This is a genomic window from Gilvimarinus gilvus (assembly GCF_030518155.1).
Lineage (GTDB): Bacteria > Pseudomonadota > Gammaproteobacteria > Pseudomonadales > Cellvibrionaceae > Gilvimarinus > Gilvimarinus gilvus.
The window spans coordinates 16723-41200 of sequence record NZ_JAULRU010000692.1; the positions used below are offsets into that span (position 1 = coordinate 16723).

Sequence of the window (24478 nt, forward strand, 5' to 3'; positions counted from 1 at the left end):
GATCCATTATTGTTTATTGGTCAATGCTTGGTAGTGTTGGTTAATAATACTGAGCGTGCTTGCATCACTGGCAAAGACAGAATTCAAGCCTTGCGCCTCTTGCGGTGGATCGCCAAAAAAGTCATCGCCCGGCTGCCACATAAAATCTTCGCGCTGGGTTTGGCCAAAGCCGCCCCACGCCCAAAAGTTGGAGCCGGCAAATGGACCTTGGGCCTGTTGATCGTGTTCTATTGCGTCAAACACAAAGCGATAGAACGAGTCCCGGTATTGGGTGCTGTCTGCGCGGGTAAACTTACCACCGTCACGCTCAACCCCAAACTCTTCCAGCACAATGGGCTTATTCAGGCGGTTGGCAATAGCAACATGCGTGTTTATATAATCGGTTGCCCGCGCTTTAGCGGTGCTAAAGGTTGCCTCAGGCTGGGTGGCGTCATACCAGCTCCAGTTTTTGATCCACATATGAAAGGTGAGATAGTCGACATTGTCACTGGCGTGGGAGCGCTCAAATAAATCGGCATCTCCCAAAGTGCCCATGGCGCCTTCGTTGCCGGTGCTCACCAACTGCTGTGGTGCCAGCGCTTTAATAAAGCCGGCGGTAGTATCGACCCATTCGGCAAACGCTGGGTAGAATGGCCGACCGTCAGCGTCGCTGCCTGGGCGTGGCTCGTTGGCCAGCTGCCAAGACATGATGGTAGGATCAGCGGAGTACGGCTTCTCAGTGACGGTATTGGTACGGGTAACAATACGCTCAATCACCTTGCGGTAGAGCTTTTGCGCTTCCGGCAGGCGATAGAACATCGCCGAGTTTTGCATAAACGGGTCCCACTTACCGATTACATCCGGGTCGAGCACTTCATTACCGGTAAACCAGGCCACATATTGCGACATGCCGCCCGACCACTGCCAAAAGTTGTTTAAATAGAGCACGGCCTTCATATCTCGCTTAGCCATTTCAGCCAGTAAAAAATCCAGCCCGAGCAGAAGGTTTTCGTTTAAGTCGCCGTTTTCGTTTTCCACAATGGCCGGTTTAACGGCGCGCATAAGGGTGCTATCTTCGGACGCGGCCAATACGCGGAGGTTTGTCACTCCTTTGTCAGCCAACAGGTCCAACTCTTTCAGCAGACGCTCACGGTCGCCACCTTGCGGCGCACCGAGATAAGCGCCGTACCACATATTGGCACCGACGTAATGGTAGGGCTCGCCATTGAGAACAAACTCCGTGCCTTCAACACGCACAAATCCTGAAGATTTCTCTGCACTGTATTCGGTATCAACACACGCACTGACGCAGAATATTATTATAGAAAGAAGTATGGGCAACCTCATAAAACACCTATCTCTGTATTGTTATCGTTATCCGGAAGCCGCTCCGCAATTGCGCAACTCACCGCTCAGTTTTACATCTGACATCAGACTTCCGACGTCAGACTTTTTCCTGCAACAATTTCGCCGCTTCAATCATCGCTCTACCGTTATGGTAGGGGCCTTTCCAAAAACCAACTTTGTAGTCACGGTCTTCATCAATTTCATCGAGACTACAGTGCCAGTTCCACTCGCCATGCTCATGATCAAGTTGGTATTGTTGAATAAAGCTCCACAGCATTTGCGCATTGCGCAAATAACTCTCATCCTGACTGAGCTTCCAGGCATACAAAAAGCCCACCATAGCCTCAGCCTGCACCCACCAAACGCGATCGCGATGCACCTTACCGGTGGCTTTGACTTCGCCATCGAGTACCGCGCCAAATTCGTCCAGGGCCTCGCGTTGACAGGTACGCGCCAACGCCAAAATATCGGGCAGCAGACGCTCTATCCGATCTTTGTCATCCAACGACACTAAGGCTTTGTACAATAGCCAGGCACATTCAATATCGTGACCGTAGGTAAATTCAGGGGAGTGATCATTCCAGTTCGCTCCCATAAACATTCGCAAGTGGAAGCTGTCACGGTTAATCATGTACTTATCGATCAAGTCGATACCGTAGGCCAGAGCCAGACCCACCTCAACAGTGCGATGCACCTGATACAGTTTGGTGTAAGCCTCCACCACGTGCAGGTGGGTATTCATGGTCTTGGGGTAGTTCAGATCTTTTTCACTTAAGCGAACGTCATCAATGACGCCCCAATGGCGCGTGTAAGCTTCGAGATAACCCTCACCTTCGCGGTCAACACAGTGCTGTTCGATTAGTGCAAAACACTGCATAGCCGCTTCGAGCGCCGACTGGTCGCCACACATTTCGACGTATGCCGCCAGTGCATAAATGACAAACGCCTGGGCGTAAACTTGCTTTTTGTCATCGCACACCGAGCCGTCGGGATTGAGCGACCAAAAGTAGCCGCCCGCCTGGGCGTCGAAAAAATAACGCTGTATATAAGCGAACGCACGCTCGGCGCCGGCGCGGTATTCAGGGTTGCCGGTGTAGTGCGCCGCCTCGCTGAAAAACCACAAGATACGAGCATTCAGTACAAGCCCTTTAGGTGCACTGTTATTAATGCGGTTGTCTTGACTGATCTCTGCCGCGAAACCGCCAAACGTGTTGTCTATGCCATAGCGCAGCCACCAGCGAGCAATGTTGTCCAGTTCGGCATCACAGGCCGCGGCACTGAGCGCCACGCTAGAAGGTTGTGTGGTATCGGCTTGCTGCATTACTGAAATTCACCCAGCACTTTAAGGTTGGCGTCAATCAGTTGGTTGCGAACAGCGACCGAGGCCGCTGAACGCAAGCCATCTTCAGGTGTGTTTTTGCAATAATCGACAAGCTTTGCAACGGTCGTGGTCGCCACATGCATACGGGTGTCGGATGATGCGTAGTAAATAAATACATCGTTATTTTCATTCACAATCCAACCGTTAGCGAAGGTCACGTTCGATACATCGCCCACGCGCTCATCACCTTGAGGCGCAATGAAATGGCCGCCCGGGCGGTGCGTCACAACCCACGGCCTGTCCAGCTCGGTCATAAACATATAAAGCACGTAACGCAAACCAGCAGCGGTATTGCGCACACCGTGAGCCAGGTGCAACCACCCATCTGCGGTTTTAATCGGTGCCGGGCCCTGACCATTTTTTACTTCTTTAATGGTGTGATATTCCTTACCATCGACAATAACCTCGTCTTTGATTTCAGCGTTTTCCATAGAGTCGCTCAAACCCCAGCCAACACCACCACCGGAACCCACACTGATAAAACCATCTTGCGGGCGGGTGTACATGGCGTATTTGCCATCGACAAATTCCGGATGCAATACAACGTTGCGCTGCTGGCCCGAATAGGTGATTAAATCCGGTAGGCGTTCCCAGGTCACCAGATCTTTGCTTCGCGCGATACCACACTGAGCCTCTGCCGCGGATAAATCGTTGGGCTGATTTTCGTCTTTGCGCTCGGTGCAAAACAGACCGTAAATATAGCCGTCTTCGTGCTGAGTCAGGCGCATATCGTAGACATTGGTGTCCGGGCGATCAGTTTCCGGCAGGGTAATGGGGTGATCCCAGAAGCGAAAATTATCCACACCATTGGGGCTTTCAGCAATGGCGAAGAAACTCTTGCGGTCATCGCCCTCGACACGCACCGCCAGAATGTAGCGCCCCTGCCAGTAAAGCGCACCGGCATTAAATGCGGCATTAATTCCCTGACGCTGCATCAAGTGCGGGTTGCTCGCTTCATTCAAATCGTAGCGCCAAAAAATCGGGGCGTGCTCAGCGGTAACAATGGGGTTCTGCCAGCGGTCGTATATACCGTTGCCTGCGGCGGCTTTTTGGTTGGGGCGACTCACCAAGGCTTCGTGATCTGCCAACAATTGTCGAACACGTGTTTTAAATTCACTCATGGTTACTTCCTAACTCTCTAGCGGGACTGAAACCGATTACCCCGCCGGGTGTAAATAAGCAGGGGAAGCCGGTAACTTCCCATAGCGTTTTAAGATTCTATTTTTGGTAAGTACTGCGCGGGTGTGTCTTCGGGGTAGTCGTGCAGACGACACCACCAGAAACGCCACAAATACAAACTGGTGAGCGCCAGGACCAGCATCGACGCCATAAATTGCGGCCAGTGCTGGATGATCATAAAGATCGGAGCCGCCACCATAGACGTCTGCCAGATAATACCCACCACGATATTACCAAGGTCACGGGCGAGATCCGTATTGCGCGAGAGCTCTGGGTGGTCTTTTACCGCTTCGCGGTATACCGGGCCCCAAAAACCCCACGGCCGTACACGGATATAAAACGTTTTCAGTACTTGCATATCGTCGGCCGGGCTCAGCAATGAACCGGCAACACACGCGATTAAACATCCCGCAAAAATCCAGGGGAAGGCGTATACCGGCGCCAGGTCGAATTCGAACATCGCTTGCGCCACCTGAATAACAATCAAAATAACCAGCCCCGATGCCATACCGCAAAAGTAGCCAACCCCATTGAACCGCCACCAGAACCACTTGAGCACATTAGAAGCGGTGTAGGCGCCATAGAATGCGCTAACAATCCACTGAATAATGGTATTGAGCGAGGGAATAAACAAACCGATAACCACACCCAGCGCGACAAAAAGCACCGAGACTATGTAGCTGACCTTCACGTACTCTTTGTCTTCGGCGTCGGGCTTGATGTAACGTTTATAAATGTCGTTAACAATGTAAGCTGGCGCTGCATTGGTGGTGGCCGCAAACGTCGACATAAAAGCGGCCAGTAAGCCGGCGATCAACAAACCTAATAGGCCCGGCGGCACAAAGTTTTTCATGGCGAACGGCAGAATCTGCTCGAAGTCGACATCCGGCCCCATCGCGTTGAGTTCATCCATAAAAAACACCAGCGCCAAAACGGTCAGACCGGCAATCAACATGTAACGCGGGAAGAACAAAGCCACATTGACAAAGCCGCTCATTTTGGCGGCCTCGGTAGGCGAGCGCGCCGATAAAATGCGCTGCATATCGTAGTTGGGCGCAGGCCCCATGAGACTTTTCAACACGCCCGAAAACAGCATCAACATAAAGAAGATGGTAAAGGGCGAGTAGCCGTCGTCTAGAATTTTGGTATTGGCAGCATCGAGCGTACCGGACCAGTCGAGGTTCAAATCCCAGCCGAAGCCGACGCGGGTCCAATCTTCTGGCACCACGGCGGCGAGCATTTCCGGCGACACCTTTTGCATGGCAATAATGCCCACGGCAATACACGCCACAGTCATAATAAAAAACTGCAGGACTTCCGTGAACACCACACTGAACATACCGCCTTTAACCACATACACGGTGGTCAACGCGGTAATGATTAAGCCGTAATAAATGTCGTTGGTGGTGGGGTCGCTGGATAATTCCCACGGCAAAAAAACGGAGGCGAATTTACCGATACCGATAAACCCGTACGCGAGAAAACCGACCACGTTAACCAGTGCGAACAGCACCACAATCAAATGCGAGAGTTTCGCGCCGCGCCCCTCGCCGAAGCGGAAGGTAATCCACTCGGCCCCGGTCAGCACGCCCGAGCGACGCAACCAAACCGAGAGAAACACCATCAGGAATATCTGATTAAAGACGGGCCACAGCCAGGGAATATAAATACTGGATAAGCCGTAGACGAACAGCAAATACACCAACCACATGGTGCCGGAGATATCGAACATACCCGATGCATTGGACAAGCCCAAGGTATACCAACGCAATTTATTGCCACCTAAAAAGTAGCTGCGAATATTTTTTGAGGCGCGACTGGAAATCCAGAAGCCGATAAAAATGGTGGCCAGAATATAAGCGGCAATCACCATCACGTCGATAAGAGCGAGTTGCATGAGGTTTTCCAGTGCCTTTTTATTAAAATTTAGGAAAAATTCGGCTACCGGGTGCCGCCCATGCAACCGGTAACAGCCAAACGAGTATGGCAGAAAACGATTGAATCATGTAACGGATACGCATAGTCCGGAGCAATCTTCCACTGGGTTTAAATCAAGGGATGGCAAATGTAACCGATTACACGAAGAATTTCCACTTTTTTCCGCCACTTATCGCTGCGCGGGCAGTGTGCTAGTATCGCCGCAAGTAAAAACAACAAATCTAAGCGAGCAATTCGTGTCCAATATCCGAGATGTTGCCAAAGAAGCTGGCGTTTCCGTCGCTACCGTGTCACGCGCCCTGAGCGACCCCGAGAAGGTCTCGCAGGCCAGCCTTAACAAGGTACACGCCGCTATCGAACGCGTGGGCTACCGTCCCAATATGTTGGCTCGCAGCTTCCGCTCAGCCAAAAGTTACGCCGTGGTGGTACTGGTACCCGACATCACCAACCCTTTTTTCTCGCAGGTTATTCGCTCCATCGAAGACCGGGCCCAACAAAAAGGCTACGCAGTACTGCTGGGTGACACCCGCGGCTTGCCCGAGCGCGAAAAGGAGTATATTCGCCGGGTGGAAACCCGCATGGCCGATGGTGTGATTCAGCTTCGCCCCGACCAGCCCGGCAACCCAACCGTTATGCCCAGCGACGTTAAGTGCGTCAACGTATGCGGCTGCGAATCCACCACCGGCCCCCGGGTACGTATTGATAACCGCGGCGCGGCGCGCTCGGTTGTGGAATACCTGATCTCGCTGGGCCACAAACGTATTGGGGTTATTTCCGGCCTGAAAGACAACCCGCACACCATCGACCGCTTAGCGGGTTATAGCGAGGCTCTGGAAGCGGCGGGGCTAGAGTTTGACCCCGCTTTGATTGCCGAAGGTGACTACACGACCTGGTCAGGCCTGAACAGCGCCAAACAGTTTTGCCATATGGACAACCGACCTTCGGCCGTTATGTGCATGAACGACGAAATGGCCATTGGCGCCATTCAAACGTTTAAAACTCACGGGCTTAAAGTGCCGGAGAACATCTCGGTGACCGGCTTCGATGACATCAGCTACGCCCGCTACTGCGACCCTAACTTAACCACTGTGGCACAACCTGCCGAAGAAATGGGGAAGCTCGCCATGGATATGTTGCTGCGCTTGATTGAAGGTCAGGAGTTAGCCCAACAGGAAAATGTTCTGCCAGCCGAGTTTGTGATTCGCAAAAGTACCACCGTCCCCGGCAACAAGTAGCCATAGGCGCTCGCCATGAGCGCCGTTCACCGTTCACCGTTCACCGTCACAATACGCCTGCAACTCCTGCATCAATACCAGCAGGTGATACAGGGTGCTGGCCGGTGCCGTATCTACAATAACCTCGTCGTGCTCGCCGCGCTGGTCCACATAGGTGCCGGGCGTTGTGCCGCACAGGTAATAATCAAACAAGGTGGCGACGGAGCGTGCCGCCAGTGCCTCAGCGTTGCTGTCGCCGCGCCTTGCCATTACCAGACAGGACTTTATCAATTCCGTGAGCCCCCAGCAGCGTTTGCTAGACTGCAAAACCGCTCCGCTAGGTGTCACTGAGTCAAAGACCAAACCGCTGTCGGCTTTATAGCCCAACTCCAACCCGCGGTGAAACAGCACCTGCAGGTATTCATCGACCTCGACACCGGTCAGGCGCTGATACCAATCCAGCAACCACACCCATTCAAACATATGGCCGGGCTCAACCACCTGGCCGTCGGCACCGGGGGCAAGACTCCAGTCTTCGTTAAAGAACTCAAATAGCACACCGCTGTCGGCACTGAAAAATACGGATTTAAATAGCTCAAACATTTGCCCGGCTCGCGCCAGCCACTGCTCATCACCACTGGCTTCATACAGCGCCATAAAGGCTTCAAACAGGTGCATGTGCGGGTTTTGGCGACGCCAGGAGTATTCGTAATCCCCCTCTTTCCAGCCGCCATTGTCGGTGTAAAAGCGCGCATCAAAGTGCGCCACCAAAGCCTCGGCTTTGGCCAGCGCCGATGCGTCTTTACTGACCCGGTACTGCCAAGCATAGGCAAGCAGAAAAAAGGCGTGGTCGTACAGATCCTGGCGTTGATCAAGCACCTCAAACTGCGGATTAAATAAATGAGTGTAGCCTCCACCGGCACTGGGGTGGGCTGCGTGAGTTTCGACAAAGCTCAACATTCTTGCCCCTATCGCGGCGCCGTCTTCGCACCACCCCATTGATTGCGCTGCGGTAAAAAAGAAGGCCTGACGCGCTTGCACCCGCACCCGCACGTTAGCCGCAGTATCTACGCCGCCTGTCACATCGAAGCGCTCAATACTGGTACCGAGTTTTGCCACCAGGCTATGTTCGCGCCAAAAAGGAATCGCTTGGCGCTGAAACCACTGACTCAGTCGCTGGGACTGCTGCTTTAAATCTTTCGACATGCGTACGCTACGTCCTTAGAAACGAGATTAAAAAAAGGGGGCAATAATGCCTGAATATGTAACCGGTTTCAATTGTCTAATTCGCCGATAATGCCACCAGACACAGCCAAAATAACGTACAATTTGCTGGCAATTCATGCAAAAAATAATATGACCATCGGTACTGACTACTTGACTATACACAAGCTGCTTCTAATCGTCGCAGGCGCCGTTTCACTTACCTCTCTCGCTGCACAACCGCCAAATGCATCGACACCTGATCGCGTTGTACTAACACCCGGTAGCAGCTCTGTTGAGCGCACTCGCTATGAATCGGCGGTGGTTGAGCTGGCCCTGAACAAAAGCAAGGCGCGCTTCGGTGACTACACCTTGGTATACCACGACATTGCCTACAGCCGCACCCGAACTACGCGCCTACTGACCGAGGGCAACGAGGTCAATGTCATTACGGCACCGCACCTAGCGCTCGACCCCAAATTACCGCCAAATGCGCTGACAACGATTCGTATCCCTTTGCTAAAAGGCATGCTGGGCAAGCGCCAACTTATTGTCAGAAGAGACCGTCTGGCGGAATTTGAGCAAATTGAAAACCTGACACAATTGCGGCAATTTACCGCTGGCCTCGGCTTTGACTGGAGCGACAACCTGTTTTTTGAGCGCAACCAGCTGCCCTTTTTCACCGGCACAAGCATTGCTCAGCTGTTTAACATGCTCAGGCACCAGCGCTTTGATTATTTTCCGTTGGGGTTGGTAGAGGCCAGTTCCGCGCTCGCCAACTCAGGCATGGCGCAAGAGTTAGCGATCGTGGAAAACGTTATGATTGAATACCCCCTGCCGGTCTACATTCAGGTAAGCGCCAACAAACCTCAACTGGCACAACGACTGGAGTTTGGCTTACAGCAGGCGCAGGCCGATGGCAGCTTGCAGGCGCTGTTTAACTATCACTATGGGGATTTGGCCGAGCGCACCAAACACGCTCTCGTTTTACCTCTGCAAGATCTCGCGCCCGGCAGTTACCGACACCATTAGCGTTTTTTCTGAAACTTAGCTTTTAGCGCGAGTTCCACTTCCGGCGTCACAAATTTACTGACATCACCGCCCAGTGCAGCAATTTCGCGCACAATCGATGACGATATATACGAAAGGTGTTCGGCTGGGGTAAGAAACAGGCTTTCCATATCGGGCGCAAGCGCGCGGTTCATATTCGCCAACTGGAATTCATATTCGAAGTCGGACACCGCGCGCAAACCTCGCAAAACGCCGTGCGCGCCCTGATCATGGACGAAGTCCACCAGCAGGTTATCAAAGCCGCAGACTTCGACGTTGTCTAGGTGCTCGAGGGTTTCCTGTGCGAGTGCGACCCGAGCTTCGAGGTCAAACAAAGGTTGCTTGCGAGTGCTGGCGGCGACCGCCACTACCACATGATCAAATAGACGGCAGGCACGTTCTACCAGGTCTTTATGGCCATTGGTAATCGGGTCAAACGTGCCCGGGTAGACGACCTTACGCATAGTGTTATTCTCAATTGCGGGTTATTTGGGGGCGGATACTACAAAAATCGCCATCGGCTTACCAGCCCTAGCCGGGCAGCACCCGAAACAAAGCATAGCAGACACGACCGGCCTGTTTTTGCCGATACGCTTGCCAGGTATTCGGCACCGTGTAGTTGGCCTCGATGGGCGACTCGATATACACCCAGGCCTCCTGCGCCAACCAGGGGCCCAGCGCATCGATGCATGGCTGCCATAGCTCACCGGCAAACGGCGGGTCCAGAAAAACAATATCGAATGCGCCGCGAGGCGCCTGTTGTAACGTATCCAGTGTATCGCCGCGGCTCAGCCTGGCCTGCGCCGCCTGCAGCAAACTGAGTGATTCGGCAATAGCTCCGGCTGCGGCGGGATGCTTTTCCCATAACTCGACGTGGGCAGCACCACGCGAAAGCGCCTCTAACCCTAAGGCGCCACTGCCGGCAAACAAATCCAGGCAGCGCGCATCCACAAGCCAGGGCGCCAGCCAATTAAACAGGGTTTCACGAATGCGATCCCCCGTGGGTCTGAGCCCGTCGATATTGGCAACCGGCAACTTGCGACCGCGAAAACGCCCACCAATAATGCGCAGCATTGACGGTTTTACTGTGTTTTTTTTTGCTCTTGCGCGCGAATTGGGCACAACGACCTCTCCATACTCCTGAGAAGTGGTAGGATAGCGCCTTTGTTGTGTATCGATAAGGGTTATCACCACCCATGTTTTTTAAACGCTTTAAAAAAGACGCCAGCGACGAAACCAAAACCGCACCCGCGGAACCCGAGCAGGCCACACCTCCTGACCCCAGCACTGGCACGCCCCAGGAAAATTCCAGCAAAGAGGGTTTTTTCAGTCGAATTAAACGCGGCTTAACGCGCACCAGCAGCCAATTTTCCGATGGGCTCGGCAATCTGTTTCTCGGCAAAAAAGAAATTGATGACGAGCTGCTAGAGGATATTGAATCCCAACTGCTGGTCGCCGATGTGGGTATGGAGGCCACGGAATCCATTATCAACGATCTGACTGATCGGGTGGCACGCAAGCAGTTGGCCGACCCTCAGGCATTGTTTGCCGCACTGCAAGATGCCCTCGGTGAACTGCTAACACCGGCTGAGTCGCCACTTTTGATTGACACCCGTCACTCGCCTTATGTCATATTAATTGTCGGGGTCAATGGCGTCGGTAAAACCACCACCATCGGTAAATTGGCCAAGCGCCTGCAGAACGAGGGCAAATCGGTCATGCTGGCCGCCGGCGATACGTTCCGCGCCGCAGCCGTTGAGCAGCTGCAGGTGTGGGGCGAACGCAATTCGGTACCCGTCATTGCACAACATACCGGCGCCGACAGCGCCTCGGTCATTTTCGATGCAGTGCAAGCGGCCAAATCACGTGGAATCGACGTGGTAATTGCTGATACCGCTGGCCGCCTGCACAACAAAGACCACCTGATGGAAGAGCTGTCTAAGGTACGCAGGGTCATGAGTAAACTCGATGTCAGCGCACCCCACGAAACACTTTTGGTATTGGATGCCGGCACAGGTCAGAACGCGGTTAGTCAGGCTAAGCACTTTATAGCGGCGGCTGGCGTGAGCGGTTTGGTACTGACAAAGCTCGACGGCACCGCCAAGGGTGGAGTCATTTTCGCGCTCACCCAACAATTCAACTTGCCAGTGCGCTTTATCGGTGTCGGCGAAGGCATTGACGATTTACAGCCGTTCGCCGCCAAACCCTTTGTCGAGGCACTGTTTAGGCGGTGATTCGGTTCAGCGGAGTCAGCAAGCGCTACGCTACCGGGCAGGACGCATTGAGCCGAGTTGATTTTCATATTGACCGCGGCGAGATGGTGTTCCTGACCGGGCACTCGGGCGCTGGCAAAAGCACCCTGATGAAACTGATTATGCTGATGGAGCGCCCTACCAGCGGGCAGGTAGTGGTGGGCGGGCGCAATACCGAGCGCATTCGCGCCAAACAAATTGCCCATTACCGCCGCGACATAGGTGTCGTTTTTCAAAACCACCAACTGCTTTTTGACCGCAGTGTGTTCGACAATATTGCCTTGCCACTGCAAGTCGCCGGCTTTCAGAATGCAGACATCGGCCGGCGGGTGCGCGCAGCGCTCGATAAGGTTGGCCTGCTGCACAAAGAGCGACACAATCCCATTACACTCTCAGGCGGGGAACAACAGCGCGTTGGCATTGCCCGCGCTGTGGTGAATAAACCGGCTTTGGTTTTGGCCGATGAGCCAACGGGCAATCTGGATCCAGAGTTGTCGGCAGAGATCATGAACCTGTTCCGTCAATTTAACGAACTGGGAATGACGCTGGTCATCGCCACCCACGACATCGACTTGATTGAACGCATGAACCGGCGCGTACTGCATTTGGAACAAGGTCGTGTCGTGTCCGGCGGGGGGCTGTGAATGGCGCGCCATAACCCCACCCCACCGCGCCCCAAAGGCGCCAGCCAAAGCAGAACGCAGTGGCGCGACCAGCTTGAATCCTGGCAGGCACACCACAGTACTTGCGCCATCGAAAGCTTAATTCGGCTGACCCGATCCCCCCTGCAAAGTTTGCTGACCTGGCTGGTGGTAGCCATTGCCACCGCCCTACCCGCCACTTTGTATGTGGCGCTGCAAAATGTGCAGTCGCTCGGCTACAACTGGCAGGACTCGAGTCAAATCTCGGTATTTATCAACCGCCAGGCGGCTGGGCAAGCTATTGAGAAGTGGCGTGTTGAGCTCGCCAACCAACCCGGAATCGAGCAAGTGGTATACATAAGTCCGGACCAGGCACTGGCAGAATTTCGCGAGTATTCCGGCCTCGGTGAAGTGCTGAACGATCTGGAAGAAAACCCCCTCCCGCCGGTGCTGCTGGTCCAGCCTGACGCCAGCGCAAGCCAGGGCGAAGTACTGGAGCAGTTACTGCAAGAGCTCAATGCGCATGCACTCAGCGAAGAAGCCAAACTCGATATGATGTGGGTTAAAAGACTGCAGCAGTTGATCGATCTGGCCAGCCGGGGCGTATTCTTTCTCGCAGCGCTACTGGTGCTGGGGTTGTTACTGGTGATTGGCAACACCATTCGCCTCGCCATTGAAAACCGCCGCGACGAAATTGTGGTGGTAAAACTGGTGGGCGGTACCGACGCCTATGTGCGTCGCCCGTTTCTCTATACCGGACTTTGGTATGGTCTCGGCGGCGGCGTGATCGCCCTGATTTTACTGGCGCTGGGTCTAACATGGCTGTCAGTGCCAGTGGCAAAGTTGGCGAGTTTGTACCACAGCGAGTTTCGCCTACAGGGGCTTAATTTCTACACCAGCATACAATTGGTATTACTGGCAGGGTTGGTGGGCCTCGCCGGCGCCTGGCTGGCCGTCGGCCGCCATCTGCGGGCTATTAAGCCAGAATAAAGGCCAAATTTGCTCACAGCGCCGCACCCGTGCTGTTAAGTTATGCTAACCCGTTGAATTTACTCATAAATGACGGGAACTTTTGACTATTGGCAGTCTCTAATCAGTAGTGCTAGACTAAACGGCCTCAAACCGATCGGTTCGAAGGCAACAAACGTTATTTTTTGGGAGTTTACGACTATGAGCACATGCTTGCAGCCAATGGGGAATATGTCGCCTGGGGCGAACCTCAACGCCTACGTGCAGGCTGTCAGCGGCTTTTCCGTCTTATCCCAAGAGGAAGAGCAGGGCCTCGCTGAAGATCTTTACTACAACGGTAATGTCGATGCCGCAAGGCGTCTGATTATGGCCCACCTGCGCTTTGTTGTGCATATTGCCCGCTCTTACAACGGCTATGGCCTACCACTGGGCGATTTAATTCAGGAAGGTAATGTTGGCCTGATGAAAGCGGTAAAACGCTTTAACCCCGAAAAAGGCGTGCGTCTGGTGTCTTTTGCTGTGCACTGGATCAAAGCCGAAATACACGAATTCATTTTGAAGAACTGGCGCATTGTCAAAGTGGCGACCACCAAAGCCCAGCGCAAGCTGTTCTTCAACCTGCGCGGCGCCAAAAAGCGTCTGGCTTGGCTCACCAATGATGAAGCCAAGGCCGTAGCCGAAGACTTGAACGTTGAAGTGAAGCATGTGCGCGAAATGGAAAGCCGCCTGTCCTCATACGATGCAGCATTTGATGCACCTGAGGGCGATGACGATGACAGCAGCTATGTTGCCCCTGCACATTATTTGGAAGACAAGCGTCAGGACCCTGCCGTTCAGCTCGAGGCGGCCAATTGGGAAGCCACTAACGTCAGCGGTCTGGAAAACGCCATGGCACAGCTCGATGACCGCAGCCGTACCATTTTGCAACGCCGCTGGCTGAACGACGACAAAGCAACACTGCACGATTTGGCCGCCGAATATGGCGTTTCCGCTGAGCGTATTCGCCAGCTGGAAAAAAATGCCATGAAGAAAGTGAAAAATATGATGGAGACCGCAGCTTAAATACTGTTGTCAGCCATCCCGAAGGCCGCGCCTCGCGCGGCCTTTTTTTTAGCCCCCGAGTACGATTGCCATGTCACAGCTTATGCTCTCCCTCGCCGCCGTATTGGGTCTTGTTGCCGTTGCCCTCGGTGCCTTTGCCGCTCACGGCCTCAAACACACACTAGCCGATAATTTGCTGTCGGCCTTTAACACTGGTGTTGAGTACCAGATGTACCACGCCCTGGCGCTCATCGGCGTTGCACTGTTTATCAAAGCTCACCCCGGGCCGTGGCTCACCGCGTGTGGCGCTTTGTTTTTTGTCGGGACTTTACTGTTCAGCGGCAGCCTCTATGCTCTGGCGCTGACCGGCGCCCGCTGGCTGGGGCCAATTACGCCCTTAGGCGGCCTGTGCTTTATGCTCGGTTGGGCCTGTTTATTTATCGCCGCAATTAAATACCTCAAGTAACACATACCATGACTGAAGAATTTCGCCCCGAGTACAAAAAAAAATCCATTCGCAGTTTTGTCATTCGCGCCGGTCGTATGACCGACGGTCAGAAAAAAGCGTTTGAAACCTATTGGCCGCAGTATGGTGCCAGCCTGTTCGATGGCCCTTTGAATACCAGCGAGGCATTTGGTCGCGAGGCCGCGCTGGTCCTCGAAATTGGCTTTGGCATGGGCGCTTCACTGCTGGAGATGGCAAAGAACGAGCCCGATAAAGACTTTATCGGTATTGAGGTACACCCACCTGGGGTTGGCCGGCTAATTCATACCGCGGGCTTAGAGGAGGTGAAAAACCTCAAGGTCTATATGGCCGACGCCACCGACGTGCTGGAAGACTGCATAGCCGACAACAGCTTGGCTCGCGTACAAATTTATTTCCCCGACCCATGGCATAAGAAAAAACACAACAAACGCCGCATAGTGCAACCTGCGTTTGTACAGAGGCTGCGCAGTAAACTCGCGATTGGTGGTGTGCTGCATCTGGCGACCGACTGGGAAAACTACGCGGAGCATATGAAAGAAGTCATGGATGCGGCCGAAGGCTACATCAACACCGAAAGCAGCGGCAACTTTTCCGCTCGCCCCGAGTTTCGCCCCATTACAAAATTTGAAGTGCGCGGCGAGAAACTCGGCCACGGAGTGTGGGATTTACTGTACCAGCGCACGGAATAACCCGAACACTTAACGCAACAGGAAGAGCGCATGCTTGCACAGCATTTGACCAAGCCCAACCTCTGCGCGGCGCTCCTCGCGGCGGCCTTGTTTATCTACTTAATTGATGCTCTGCCGCTGGTCAATTTTATTGCCCTACTCATTTTAAACGGTGCAATTTACGCGCTGTACAGTCTGAACCAAGCATTACCCCACACAAGTTTGCCGCGCACGCTAGCACACTCTGGACTGTGGTTCGCCTGCCTCATACTAGGATTTTTTATCGCTCTCTACCGCCCCAGCGATTTTAATTATCCGCTGGCGTTTCATTTTACTCAGCTCGATTTTCAGCTGTACGCCAACCTGGGCAAGGGTCTGGCCGGCGCACTGGTACTGGTGTGGCTCTGGCCACGCAGCGATAAGGCAAAGAATATTTGGCTCAGCCTTGCTCTGGCCCTGGTGGCCAGCAGCCTGGTTATCGCATCAGCCAAAGCAATGGGTATACCCTGGGCATTCAAAACACCCTCGGGCATCGTTTGGTTTCTAGTGATTAATGTCGCGCTAACCGTACTGGCAGAAGAGGCATTTTTCCGGCTGCTACTGCAGGAGAACTTAGCAAAATTACTGGGCGGAACTAAAGTCGCGATATTGAGTGCGGCACTGGTGAGCGTGGCAATATTTGCACTCGCTCATGTGCCACCTACCCATAAGTTTTTTGCTCTCTATTTGATTGCTGGCGGCCTGTACTGCGCGGTGTACACCTACACCCGTAGGCTCTCTATGGCGGTGGCAACTCACGCAGCGGTAAATATTCTTCACTTTACTCTGCTACCCTACCCTTTGAGTTAGTCGTGTTTTTTATTTGCTTCGCCAAGCTCAGCAAGTCAATAGCCTTGCCGATCTTGAGTTCCATCAGAGCCACAACGCTGTGCATTGCGATCAACTGTCGATCCGGTAATATTTGACCTTTTGCGATTGACATTGACAGCTTCTGCCTTGCTTTCAAATTCCCGAAACTCTCGTAACGGCCCAAAAGTTCCACGGCTCGCTCTTGCCGGGTAACAGGACGTTGCCTGGGCTCGACGCCCAGCTCTCGCACCATAGCCTCGGCCAAAGCCCAAACCGACCAGGGGTTTTGTCCCGTTAGTAAATTTTGATCTTGTACCACGTGCTCCAGGTATTTAGGCCCCTCACTATACTCAGCGCCCAAATCCTGCAACTTACTCTGCAGCAAAAATGGAAATAGATTTTCTGCGTCAGACATCAACAGTAACTCTTCGGAGTTAGAGAAACCGGTGATTCTCCTACCACTTAGAAAAGGGGTCGATCCCTCCAAATAAACATTAACCAACGCTGCCGGACCGTGACACACTGCGCCGATAACTTTTCCCTGCCGGTGGAAGTTTTCGACTAAACGCTGAACATGTGGATTATCGGGGATAATCGAACATGGCTCCCTTACCGCCGACAAAGTATATCCCTTGGTAAACATCAGCATGGACCTGCGCCAAAGGAATGCTATTGGTAACTTTTCGCATGGCTTCTTGATCATTCAAAAACGCATAGTCATACGCGCCCATATCCTCAGTATCGAAGATTGCAGGAGGCTCGCCACCCAGCGGGCTGGCAATGTCTACCGTAAAGCCGTTGGCCTGAAATACATAGTAAGCACGGGCCAGCTCTGTATGCTCATACCCTGTATCAAGCCCTGAGTCCCCCAGCGACTGAGTGCTCGTTACAACCGCCAATATTTTTGCTGACGCGGATTTCGGCGCACCTCCAGTTACATAAGGTAAATCTTCAGGGCTTGTTTGCTCTATATTTATGCTGGCCGTACCGGGCTCAAACAGTTCCGCCAACCACAGAAAGCCTCCGGCCAATGGCAGACAGGCAAGCAGCAGTAAAATCACTATTTTTTTAACCATAACAGACACCTCAATTTAACGTGTCTGTAGGTTGCGCGACTTAACGTGAAAAACGGGTGAAATGTTCAAACTTTTTGGCTGAAGAACTGACAGCCGCTGAGTGTTAACTTAAATACATATTAAGCGCGCCTAATCTTCTAGCCCGCCCAACACGAATTTACCGATGCTTCGACCTGTTTTTATATCTGCCAGCGCCTGAGTAACCCGCTCTGGGGTCATCGCACCCAGGTACTGAGCCATCGTGCTGCGCACTCGTCCGGCATCAACGAGTGCAGCGACTTGCTGCAAAATACGCTGTTGCTGTTGAATATCGGCGCTAGCAAAAAGTGTGCGCGTGAACATAAACTCCCAATGCACCGAAACACTTTTGCGCTTAAATGGCACAATATTAAGCTCGGCTGGATCGTCGATAACGCCCAACTTTCCCTGAGGGGCAATGCATTCAACTATGCTGGCAAGATGCTGTTCTGTGTGAGTTAGCGAAGCCACTAAATCGACTTCGCCAAAGCCTAGTTTTTTAAGTTCGTCCGTCAGCGACGTGCGGTGATCAACTACAAAGTCGGCCCCAAGCTCTCTCACCCACTCCCGACTTTCCGTGCGCGAAGCTGTTGCGATCACCGTGAGTCCAGTCAACTGTTTCGCCAATTGAATTAGCATGGAGCCCACGCCACCGGCAGCTCCAATAACTAAGAGGTTGCCTGCACTGGACTTGTCAGCGCCAAAACGGTCAAACAATAGTTCCCACGCGGTAATTGACGTTAAGGGCATTGCCGCAGCCTGGAGGAAATCTAAACTGCGGGGCTTATGCGAGACAACACGGTGGTCAACCAACTGCCACTGACTTTGACAGCCAGCGCGATCAACAGCGCCCGCGTACCACACTTCATCGCCGACGCTAAAGCCACTCACGTCAGCGCCAACGGCTTCGACCACACCGGCCGCATCCCAGCCCAGCACCTGCCTCTCACCCGGGGCGGGCGTTACACGATTGTGTATTTTTCCGTCTACGGGATTCAGTGCAGTGGCTTTGACGCGAACCAGAATATCCCGGCCGTCGGCCACCGGCGTCGGCACATCAATAATACGTAAAGCTTTGTCACTGGTCTGTCCATCCGCCGCGCCATAACCAATTGCTTTCATATACTCGCCCAAGTGTTATTAAAACTGTGGTTTGGTTGCCGCTTTTGCGTAGGCAAGCCCCAGTGTTTTCATTACATCACGCCATGACACAATGCCCAGCACCGCATTGCTGTCATCGACAATAGGAATACAAGATATAGTATGCTGGTTAAACACACTAACCACTTCGGGAAGTCGAGCATCAGGTTTGAGTGTTATTGGGTCGCGCGACATTATTTGATGCGCCCTTTTGTTCAGGCAGGCGAGATCTTTTAAGGTTTCCGCCGCAGTCCCGATATTGGGGCTAAGCACTTTTAGCAAGTCCCGATCGGAAATTACCCCAACCAGCTCACTGTCACTAATAACCAACAAATGATGAAAACTTGTCTTTTCGAATAGTGACTTCACTTCCAGCAGGGAGTCATCCATTTCGACAGTGACCACCGGCTGAGTCATAAATTCAGTAACGTTCATCGGCTTCCCCCTGCACGTTTCAACTATCGGTAACGGGTCGCGAATACACCTCTTGCTGTACATGCTCCGCCAACCCCACTCCGGCCTCGGACATTGTCAGGTAGGTTTCATTCGCACCAGCGGCATTAATTTTGTCCGCCTCATCCTGAAACAGCGTGTGCGAGGCGATAAAACCTTCGAAACCACGCTGTCTTAATTGCGTTACCGCAATCATTTTTGCCTCGATATCGCTCATACTCAGAATGACCGCGCGAATGTTGTCCATACGCAAGCCCTGCCAGAACACCTGGTCTTCTGCATCAGCAAACAGAACCGCGCGCCCCTCCTTGCGGTGGCGATCCACTTTGCCTGGATCTGAATCCAACGCGATAAGTCCCGGCACCTTGTCCTTTAACTGTTCGTATGCAGCGGTACCGGTACGGCCCATGCCAAATATTAAGACTTCCGCATTACCCAGAGATATAGGTTGTTGGTCGGGGTGGTGAATGTTGCGTTCAAAACGCAGTAATCTAGCCGACAAACGCTCGTAGAATGGGTGTGCAATGCGATTGAGAGGCGCCGATATTACAAACGAGACGGCCACTGTTAAGGCCAGAGGCACCAGCCATTGCGGCAACACAATAGCGGCCACAATGAGACCAAATTCGCTGTAGTTGGTCAGAGCCAAAGACGTCAAAAATGCACTGCGTGCCCGCAGCTTAAATATCACCAACAATAAGAAAAATAGTAGCCCCTTCAGTGGCAGCACAATCGTAGCGGCAGTGGCCAGTACCAGCGCATCCATGCCCGGCAAGCCACTCATGCCAATCTGTAGAAAAAAGCCCACCAAAAAGACTTCTTTAATACTCCATAGGGAATTGGATAACTCGGTCGCCCGCTTATGTTTGGCCAACAACACCCCAAACGCCAGTGCCCCGAGCTCTGAGCTCAAGCCCAGCGCCTCAAAGCCAAGACCACCCACGACCAGAGCCAACAACAGCCCCAGTAACACCATAAGTTCGTCGTGGCCGCAGACATCCAACAGACGGAAAAGCAGTGGGCGCATTAACGGTAGCGCAAGCACCAGAAGCGCCCATGCCGATGGCGTAGTGCCACTGGCGAGGCTGATCACCAGCAGCGCCAGCAAATCTTGAATAACCAAAATACCGATGGCGACCCGACCGTGAAAAGCACGCAACTCGCGCTTACTGTCCAACACTTTCGCCGCCAGCACAGTACTAGAGAAAGAAAGGGCGACACCAAGCAACAGCGCCTCATACCAGCTTATATCCAATAGCAGGAAGACACCGGGCGTCAGTAAGGTCACCGACAGGGCGAAATGCAACAGACCGCCGCCAATGACCTCAGGTTGTACCAGATTGCGCACACGCAACTTTAGGCCCACGGTAAATAACAGCAGCAACACCCCCAAATGAGCCAGATGCGATATGACCTCGTCGCCATGCGACGGCAACTCCACATAATGGCTCAGCCCACTAATGGCAAAGCCTGCCGCTAAATAGCCCACCAGTGGGGGCAAGCCCACCGCCCTGACCATCAATCCAAGAGTGAACGCTAAGGCTATCCATACTGCTTCTAACATAATGGGTTATTTCTCTCACAGGCTATTGAAGTTTAACTATATCAACCTTAGATTAGTTCTTACCATATAGCGGCGCGAACAACCGGCCGCAGCTGACAGGACGACCTGTCGGTAATGTCACAACGGGGACGGCCCCATCCTTTTTGGAGGTACCGTTCGATGTCGTGGATATTTCTGATTTTTGCCGGGCTGCTCGAAATCGCCTGGGCCATAGGCTTAAAGTACACCGAGGGCTTCAGCAAATTATGGCCCTCCCTGATCACGGTGCTCGCGTTGATGGCCAGCTTAACGCTGCTGGCGCTGGCGTTGCGGCAGCTGCCATTGAGCACAGCCTATGTGATTTGGTCCGGCATTGGTGCCCTGGGTACCGTGATTGCCGGCTTTATTCTATTTGGAGAACATCTGGGCGCTTTGCGCCTAGGCTGCATAGCCCTTATACTCGTCGGCATCATAGGTTTAAAACTAACTAGCTAGGCAGGGAATATGAAGGAACTTTACTCAGCCAACCCCGTGATGTTCAAAAACAACCCACTGGGGTTTGTTCTGGCCTTAGTGTTGGTTCCAGTGGGCGTTGGTATAATCATCTTCCTTGTCTGGCACCTTAAAAACAAGTCTTCGCGCTTGATTGTCACTGAAGAAGACGTATTGTTTGAACAGGGGTTGCTCAGCAAAGAGCGCTCAGAGCTCACCATTAAGAGCATTCGGACTGTAAAGATTAAGCAATCTTTCTGGAATCGCATCTTTGGTACCGGCACAGTAGAGCTTTACACCGCTGGCGACTCGCCAGAAATTGTCGCCAAAGGCTTACCCGATCCAAACACCATACGGGATATCATTAAAGCCAACGATTAAGGCCTGCTAACGCTATTTGCGTACAAGCCGCTGCGATAAGACATTCGCCAATCAAGGCGCGAGGAGACTAGCTTGGGAAGCGACGACAAGGACAAGCGCGAAGCCCGAACCACGCTGATCGTACTGATTGTGGTGGTACTGTTGGCGCTGGCCGGAATGATATTCGCGCTCCCCATGATGGCTGAAATGACCAGCGGCGTCTTCAGCGAAGGGATTGGCCTTAAAAATGCTGCCGTCATCTCTTTTTTTGTCACTATGGCACTTCTGATTGTCTTTGCCATTAGCTCAGGGGATGGGCTAATTGGCGAGCTACAATTCGTACTGGGAGGATTTTTCTCCTTTTTTATAGTGATCTGGCTAATGATTGCCTGGATCTTTTAACTCAAGGTTAAGTAACGACTATGAAACTGACCAAATCTATCTCTGCCTTACTTCTGCCCGCAGCCCTGTTAACCTCCGGCGCCGCGCTGGCCGACAACAACCGTGGTTTTTTCGCCGGCGTGGGCGCCTCGGCCATTAACGTCGACGACAGCGCCTCTTTTGATAAAGCCAACCTGTGGACAGCCGAGATTTTTGGCGGTTATAAACTGAACCCCTGGCTAGGCGCGGAAGTGCGTTACGGCACGGGCCTCGGGGAAGAGGAGCTTTACCTTGACTACGCCGGGCTCAGCACCACTAAAATGGACATCGATAACTCGGTAAGCATCTATTACCGTGCCGAGGCTGTGAATCAAACCGGCCGTTTCTACGCACTTTTGGGCTATTCCGATGTGGAGTTCACGGTTCTCGGTAACGGCGCCTCGGCTACTTTATCGGAAGACGACTTCTCGTGGGGCCTGGGCGCCGGCTTTATCGTCGCGCCAAAGTTGAGCCTAAACTTTGAGTATCGCAATTTGGTGGATGTCGACGCTTACCGCTTTACCACTATCACCACCTCGCTGGATTACCGCTTTTAAGGCGGTGATAAGTGAGCGTTAAAGGTGGATGAGCTGCCCGAACAAACCGTTCACTGCCCGTTTTGTGACGCCCGGCTGACGCTTTTGTTAGATACGTCAGCCGGTGCTGAGCACAGTTATACCGAAGATTGCCACGTCTGCTGCCAACCCATGCTGGTGCATTTAACGCAGGACACCGATGGCCATTGGCAAGCTACCCTCGAGCAAGAGTAACTCAGCCTTGGCGCAGCGGAGACCCTACAAGGCCGCCTCTATCGCCTGAGTTAAGCTTTCGCTACCTGGCTTAGCCGTACTGCCGAAATGCTCAACGCCACCCGCGCTTGGGTCAATAACGTATTTGTTGAAATTCCAGCTTGGCTCTTCGGTTTGCTCAGCTAGCCACGCGAACAATGCGTTGGCCGATTCACCGGTCACCTCAGTTGGCGCCAGCATGGTAAAGCTCACACCGTAATTGGTAAAACAGATAGTAGCGGCCTCTTCCTCGGAGTTAGCCTCTTGCTTGAATGCGTCGCTGGCGAAACCCACAACCACCAGGCCCTGATCTTTGTATTTCTGATGGACGGCCTCTAAACCCTCAAACTGCTTAGTGAAGCCGCAGTGACTGGCGGTATTGACCACCAGCGCAGGTTTATTATTGAGCAGCTCGCATAAATCGACGGTACTGGACGAGTGTAACTTGCGGTACTCGCCGTTTAAGTGATCCGGACAGGTGTCGCCAGCTTGCGCCAGCGCAGCCAGCGGCATTAATAGTAGACTCAGCAAGTATTTTTTCATTGTGATATCCCTTAAAGTAGAATTATACGGATGCAACTATGCAAGAGTTCATTGCGCTATAAACCAGGCATCACATCAACGGACGCACGACCGCCCAACTCAGGTAAAATAACACCATCCATTACCTGAGCAAGCTTAGGGTACTCTTTTCCAACAAAGGTTGCAGTATGCGCATTCCCAGAGTTTTCACCGACCAACCGCTTTGCACTGGCACGACTGTGGAACTTGCCGATGAAGCCGCCCACTACGTAAACCGGGTGTTGCGTATGGGTGAAGGGCGCGAAATCGAACTGTTCAACGGCGAGGGTGGAGCCTACTTAGGTGCCCTAACTAAAATCGGAAAAAAAACCGCTACTGTTGCCGTAAATCAGTTTTGCAGCGACGACAAAGAGTCTGCATTGGGCATTGAATTGGCCATCGGCCTTTCCCGTGGCGAACGTTGGGATACGGTATTACAAAAGGCCACAGAGCTAGGCGTCCGTCGTATTGTCCCTCTCACCACAGAGCGCTGCGAAGTAAAACTAAAGGGTGACCGCCTGGCCAAAAAATGGCAGCACTGGCGGCAAATAATCATCAGTGCCTGTGAGCAGTGTCAGCGCAACAGGCCCCCGCAGTTGGCGCCGCTGACGCCACTGCAGGATTACCTAGCCTCAGCCACAGGCGACTATAAATTTGTCTTGCATCACCGCGACAGCCAAAGCCTGCCGCAGGGCGCGCAGCCGGCAAGCGCAGCTTTATTGATAGGCCCCGAGGGAGGATTGAGTGACGCGGAAATTGCAACGGCGCAAGCCAATGGATTTTCGGCCCTTACGTTGGGGCCACGTGTTTTGCGCACAGAAACAGCGCCTCTAGCGGCCATTTCCATATTGCAATATGTTTGGGGAGACCTACAAAACTAATCCGCGACCGCCTCAATCATCAATAGTTTCGGCAATTACCAGCTGACTGCGGGATTCAACGTAATAGAAGTAAAACGGGCGCACAGTGTCCGGGTCGGACTCGGGGCAAGCCTCGGACGTATCTAAGGCATTCGAGCCATACTTCACATTAAGCTGAGCGGTGTCGTCGTCCAGCACCTGCGCTGACACTGTTTGCAGCCGCAATGTGTAATCGCAGTTATTGTCGTCGCGCGCACCCAGATCGATAAGCGCAACCTGACCGGCTTCAAAGTCTGGCTCAAAGGCCAGCAGCTGATCGGTGTAACGATCCAGGAACAAGAAGTAATCTTCTTCACTGCGTAGAACCAGTAACTGTTTCTGGCCGTCAATATCGAGCAGAGTTTGTTCGCCGCTGATGACGCGACGAATCGTAATACTCTCTATCGTTTCGTCCTCGTCATCCACGCCGGTACCGGGATCAAATGGCTCATCGCGCTCTGCACCACACGCACTTGCGAGCAACGCCATACTTACCCAAACTGCAAAATCCCTGGGTTTCATAAATCTCC

The 24478-nt window shown here is 53.0% G+C and carries 29 protein-coding genes; 15 read left to right on the top strand and 14 right to left on the bottom strand.

The features are described 5' to 3' along the window. Positions 1 to 6: 6 nt before the first annotated feature. The 4 genes from QWI17_RS17060 to QWI17_RS17075 form a co-directional block, all read right to left on the bottom strand. On the bottom strand, positions 7 to 1326 hold the full coding sequence (locus QWI17_RS17060; protein ID WP_302723726.1) for a glycoside hydrolase 5 family protein: 1320 nt from the start codon (positions 1324 to 1326) through the stop codon (positions 7 to 9). Between the two features lie 97 nt (positions 1327 to 1423). Further along, positions 1424 to 2647, bottom strand: a complete 1224-nt coding sequence (locus QWI17_RS17065; protein WP_302723727.1) for an AGE family epimerase/isomerase — start codon at positions 2645 to 2647, stop codon at positions 1424 to 1426. Next, positions 2647 to 3828 carry a 4-O-beta-d-mannosyl-d-glucose phosphorylase Mgp130 gene (gene mgp130, locus QWI17_RS17070; RefSeq protein WP_302723728.1) on the bottom strand — a complete coding sequence of 394 codons (1182 nt, stop codon included), beginning with the start codon at positions 3826 to 3828 and terminating at the stop codon, positions 2647 to 2649. Before mgp130 ends, QWI17_RS17065 begins: the two co-directional genes overlap by 1 nt. An 89-nt stretch (positions 3829 to 3917) precedes the next feature. Continuing rightward, positions 3918 to 5783 carry a sodium:solute symporter family protein gene (locus QWI17_RS17075; RefSeq protein ID WP_302723729.1) on the bottom strand — a complete coding sequence of 622 codons (1866 nt, stop codon included), beginning with the start codon at positions 5781 to 5783 and terminating at the stop codon, positions 3918 to 3920. Positions 5784 to 6060: 277 nt separating this feature from the next. Between QWI17_RS17075 and QWI17_RS17080 the strand changes: the two genes are divergently transcribed. Further along, entirely contained in the window at positions 6061 to 7059 is a 999-nt protein-coding gene (locus QWI17_RS17080; RefSeq protein WP_302723730.1) for a LacI family DNA-binding transcriptional regulator, read from the top strand. A gap of 33 nt (positions 7060 to 7092) precedes the next feature. Here the strand turns inward: QWI17_RS17080 and QWI17_RS17085 are convergent, their stop codons facing one another. Beyond that, positions 7093 to 8244: an AGE family epimerase/isomerase gene (locus QWI17_RS17085; RefSeq protein WP_302723731.1), complete on the bottom strand. Its 1152-nt coding sequence runs from the start codon at positions 8242 to 8244 to the stop codon at positions 7093 to 7095. 150 nt (positions 8245 to 8394) lie between these two features. Here QWI17_RS17085 and QWI17_RS17090 point away from each other — a divergent pair, with 150 nt between their 5' ends. Beyond that, positions 8395 to 9273 (top strand): transporter substrate-binding domain-containing protein, encoded by an 879-nt coding sequence (locus QWI17_RS17090; RefSeq protein WP_302723732.1) that lies wholly within the window; start codon positions 8395 to 8397, stop codon positions 9271 to 9273. On the opposite strand, the gene coaD is transcribed toward QWI17_RS17090, so the two are convergent. Then, positions 9270 to 9755, bottom strand: a complete 486-nt coding sequence (gene coaD, locus QWI17_RS17095) for a pantetheine-phosphate adenylyltransferase (protein WP_302723733.1) — start codon at positions 9753 to 9755, stop codon at positions 9270 to 9272. The two genes, QWI17_RS17090 and coaD, sit on opposite strands and share 4 nt — an antisense overlap. A gap of 67 nt (positions 9756 to 9822) precedes the next feature. Next, on the bottom strand, positions 9823 to 10365 hold the full coding sequence (gene rsmD, locus QWI17_RS17100; RefSeq protein ID WP_302723734.1) for a 16S rRNA (guanine(966)-N(2))-methyltransferase RsmD: 543 nt from the start codon (positions 10363 to 10365) through the stop codon (positions 9823 to 9825). A gap of 122 nt (positions 10366 to 10487) precedes the next feature. Here rsmD and ftsY point away from each other — a divergent pair, with 122 nt between their 5' ends. From ftsY to QWI17_RS17135, 7 genes are all read left to right on the top strand, one after another. Then, on the top strand, positions 10488 to 11525 hold the full coding sequence (ftsY, locus tag QWI17_RS17105) for a signal recognition particle-docking protein FtsY (RefSeq protein ID WP_302723735.1): 1038 nt from the start codon (positions 10488 to 10490) through the stop codon (positions 11523 to 11525). Further along, entirely contained in the window at positions 11522 to 12187 is a 666-nt protein-coding gene (gene ftsE, locus QWI17_RS17110; RefSeq protein ID WP_302723736.1) for a cell division ATP-binding protein FtsE, read from the top strand. Before ftsY ends, ftsE begins: the two co-directional genes overlap by 4 nt. Next, positions 12188 to 13174, top strand: a complete 987-nt coding sequence (gene ftsX / locus QWI17_RS17115; RefSeq protein ID WP_302723737.1) for a permease-like cell division protein FtsX — start codon at positions 12188 to 12190, stop codon at positions 13172 to 13174. It begins immediately after the preceding gene. 180 nt (positions 13175 to 13354) lie between these two features. Then, on the top strand, positions 13355 to 14215 hold the full coding sequence (gene rpoH / locus QWI17_RS17120; RefSeq protein WP_302723738.1) for an RNA polymerase sigma factor RpoH: 861 nt from the start codon (positions 13355 to 13357) through the stop codon (positions 14213 to 14215). Positions 14216 to 14285: 70 nt separating this feature from the next. After that, positions 14286 to 14660 carry a DUF423 domain-containing protein gene (locus QWI17_RS17125; RefSeq protein ID WP_302723739.1) on the top strand — a complete coding sequence of 125 codons (375 nt, stop codon included), beginning with the start codon at positions 14286 to 14288 and terminating at the stop codon, positions 14658 to 14660. An 8-nt stretch (positions 14661 to 14668) separates the two neighbouring features. Further along, positions 14669 to 15370 (top strand): tRNA (guanosine(46)-N7)-methyltransferase TrmB, encoded by a 702-nt coding sequence (gene trmB, locus QWI17_RS17130; protein WP_302723740.1) that lies wholly within the window; start codon positions 14669 to 14671, stop codon positions 15368 to 15370. Positions 15371 to 15400: 30 nt separating this feature from the next. Next, complete coding sequence (locus QWI17_RS17135) at positions 15401 to 16198, top strand: CPBP family intramembrane glutamic endopeptidase (RefSeq protein WP_302723741.1); 798 nt, start codon at positions 15401 to 15403, stop codon at positions 16196 to 16198. On the opposite strand, the gene QWI17_RS17140 is transcribed toward QWI17_RS17135, so the two are convergent. The 5 genes from QWI17_RS17140 to QWI17_RS17160 form a co-directional block, all read right to left on the bottom strand. Beyond that, complete coding sequence (locus QWI17_RS17140) at positions 16170 to 16820, bottom strand: type 1 glutamine amidotransferase domain-containing protein (protein ID WP_302723742.1); 651 nt, start codon at positions 16818 to 16820, stop codon at positions 16170 to 16172. The two genes, QWI17_RS17135 and QWI17_RS17140, sit on opposite strands and share 29 nt — an antisense overlap. Continuing rightward, positions 16780 to 17274, bottom strand: a complete 495-nt coding sequence (locus tag QWI17_RS17145; RefSeq protein ID WP_302723743.1) for a type 1 glutamine amidotransferase family protein — start codon at positions 17272 to 17274, stop codon at positions 16780 to 16782. Before QWI17_RS17145 ends, QWI17_RS17140 begins: the two co-directional genes overlap by 41 nt. Positions 17275 to 17403: 129 nt before the next feature. Further along, positions 17404 to 18414 carry a zinc-binding alcohol dehydrogenase family protein gene (locus QWI17_RS17150; protein WP_302723744.1) on the bottom strand — a complete coding sequence of 337 codons (1011 nt, stop codon included), beginning with the start codon at positions 18412 to 18414 and terminating at the stop codon, positions 17404 to 17406. A gap of 18 nt (positions 18415 to 18432) precedes the next feature. Then, positions 18433 to 18867, bottom strand: coding sequence for a CBS domain-containing protein (locus QWI17_RS17155; RefSeq protein WP_302723745.1), 435 nt, complete (start codon positions 18865 to 18867; stop codon positions 18433 to 18435). A gap of 19 nt (positions 18868 to 18886) precedes the next feature. Beyond that, positions 18887 to 20449, bottom strand: coding sequence for a cation:proton antiporter domain-containing protein (locus tag QWI17_RS17160; RefSeq protein WP_302723746.1), 1563 nt, complete (start codon positions 20447 to 20449; stop codon positions 18887 to 18889). Positions 20450 to 20608: 159 nt separating this feature from the next. On the opposite strand from QWI17_RS17160, the gene sugE reads away from it, so the two are divergent. From sugE to QWI17_RS17185, 5 genes are all read left to right on the top strand, one after another. After that, the gene (gene sugE, locus QWI17_RS17165) at positions 20609 to 20923 is read left to right on the top strand and encodes a quaternary ammonium compound efflux SMR transporter SugE (protein WP_302723747.1); all 315 of its coding nucleotides are present in this window, start codon (positions 20609 to 20611) and stop codon (positions 20921 to 20923) included. A 9-nt stretch (positions 20924 to 20932) separates the two neighbouring features. After that, positions 20933 to 21301, top strand: coding sequence for a PH domain-containing protein (locus QWI17_RS17170; protein WP_302723748.1), 369 nt, complete (start codon positions 20933 to 20935; stop codon positions 21299 to 21301). Positions 21302 to 21373: 72 nt separating this feature from the next. Further along, positions 21374 to 21682 (top strand): hypothetical protein, encoded by a 309-nt coding sequence (locus tag QWI17_RS17175; protein ID WP_302723749.1) that lies wholly within the window; start codon positions 21374 to 21376, stop codon positions 21680 to 21682. A 20-nt stretch (positions 21683 to 21702) separates the two neighbouring features. Beyond that, the gene (locus QWI17_RS17180) at positions 21703 to 22257 is read left to right on the top strand and encodes a porin family protein (RefSeq protein WP_302723750.1); all 555 of its coding nucleotides are present in this window, start codon (positions 21703 to 21705) and stop codon (positions 22255 to 22257) included. Positions 22258 to 22281: 24 nt separating this feature from the next. Next, positions 22282 to 22470: a zinc ribbon domain-containing protein gene (locus QWI17_RS17185; RefSeq protein WP_302723751.1), complete on the top strand. Its 189-nt coding sequence runs from the start codon at positions 22282 to 22284 to the stop codon at positions 22468 to 22470. Between the two features lie 24 nt (positions 22471 to 22494). Here the strand turns inward: QWI17_RS17185 and QWI17_RS17190 are convergent, their stop codons facing one another. Then, a complete protein-coding gene (locus QWI17_RS17190) occupies positions 22495 to 23031 on the bottom strand; it encodes a glutathione peroxidase (RefSeq protein ID WP_302723752.1) in 537 nt (178 codons plus the stop codon). Positions 23032 to 23198: 167 nt separating this feature from the next. Here QWI17_RS17190 and QWI17_RS17195 point away from each other — a divergent pair, with 167 nt between their 5' ends. Further along, entirely contained in the window at positions 23199 to 23930 is a 732-nt protein-coding gene (locus tag QWI17_RS17195; protein WP_302723753.1) for a 16S rRNA (uracil(1498)-N(3))-methyltransferase, read from the top strand. 12 nt (positions 23931 to 23942) lie between these two features. Here the strand turns inward: QWI17_RS17195 and QWI17_RS17200 are convergent, their stop codons facing one another. Continuing rightward, on the bottom strand, positions 23943 to 24470 hold the full coding sequence (locus tag QWI17_RS17200; protein WP_302723754.1) for a hypothetical protein: 528 nt from the start codon (positions 24468 to 24470) through the stop codon (positions 23943 to 23945). Between the last annotated feature and the right edge of the window lie 8 nt (positions 24471 to 24478).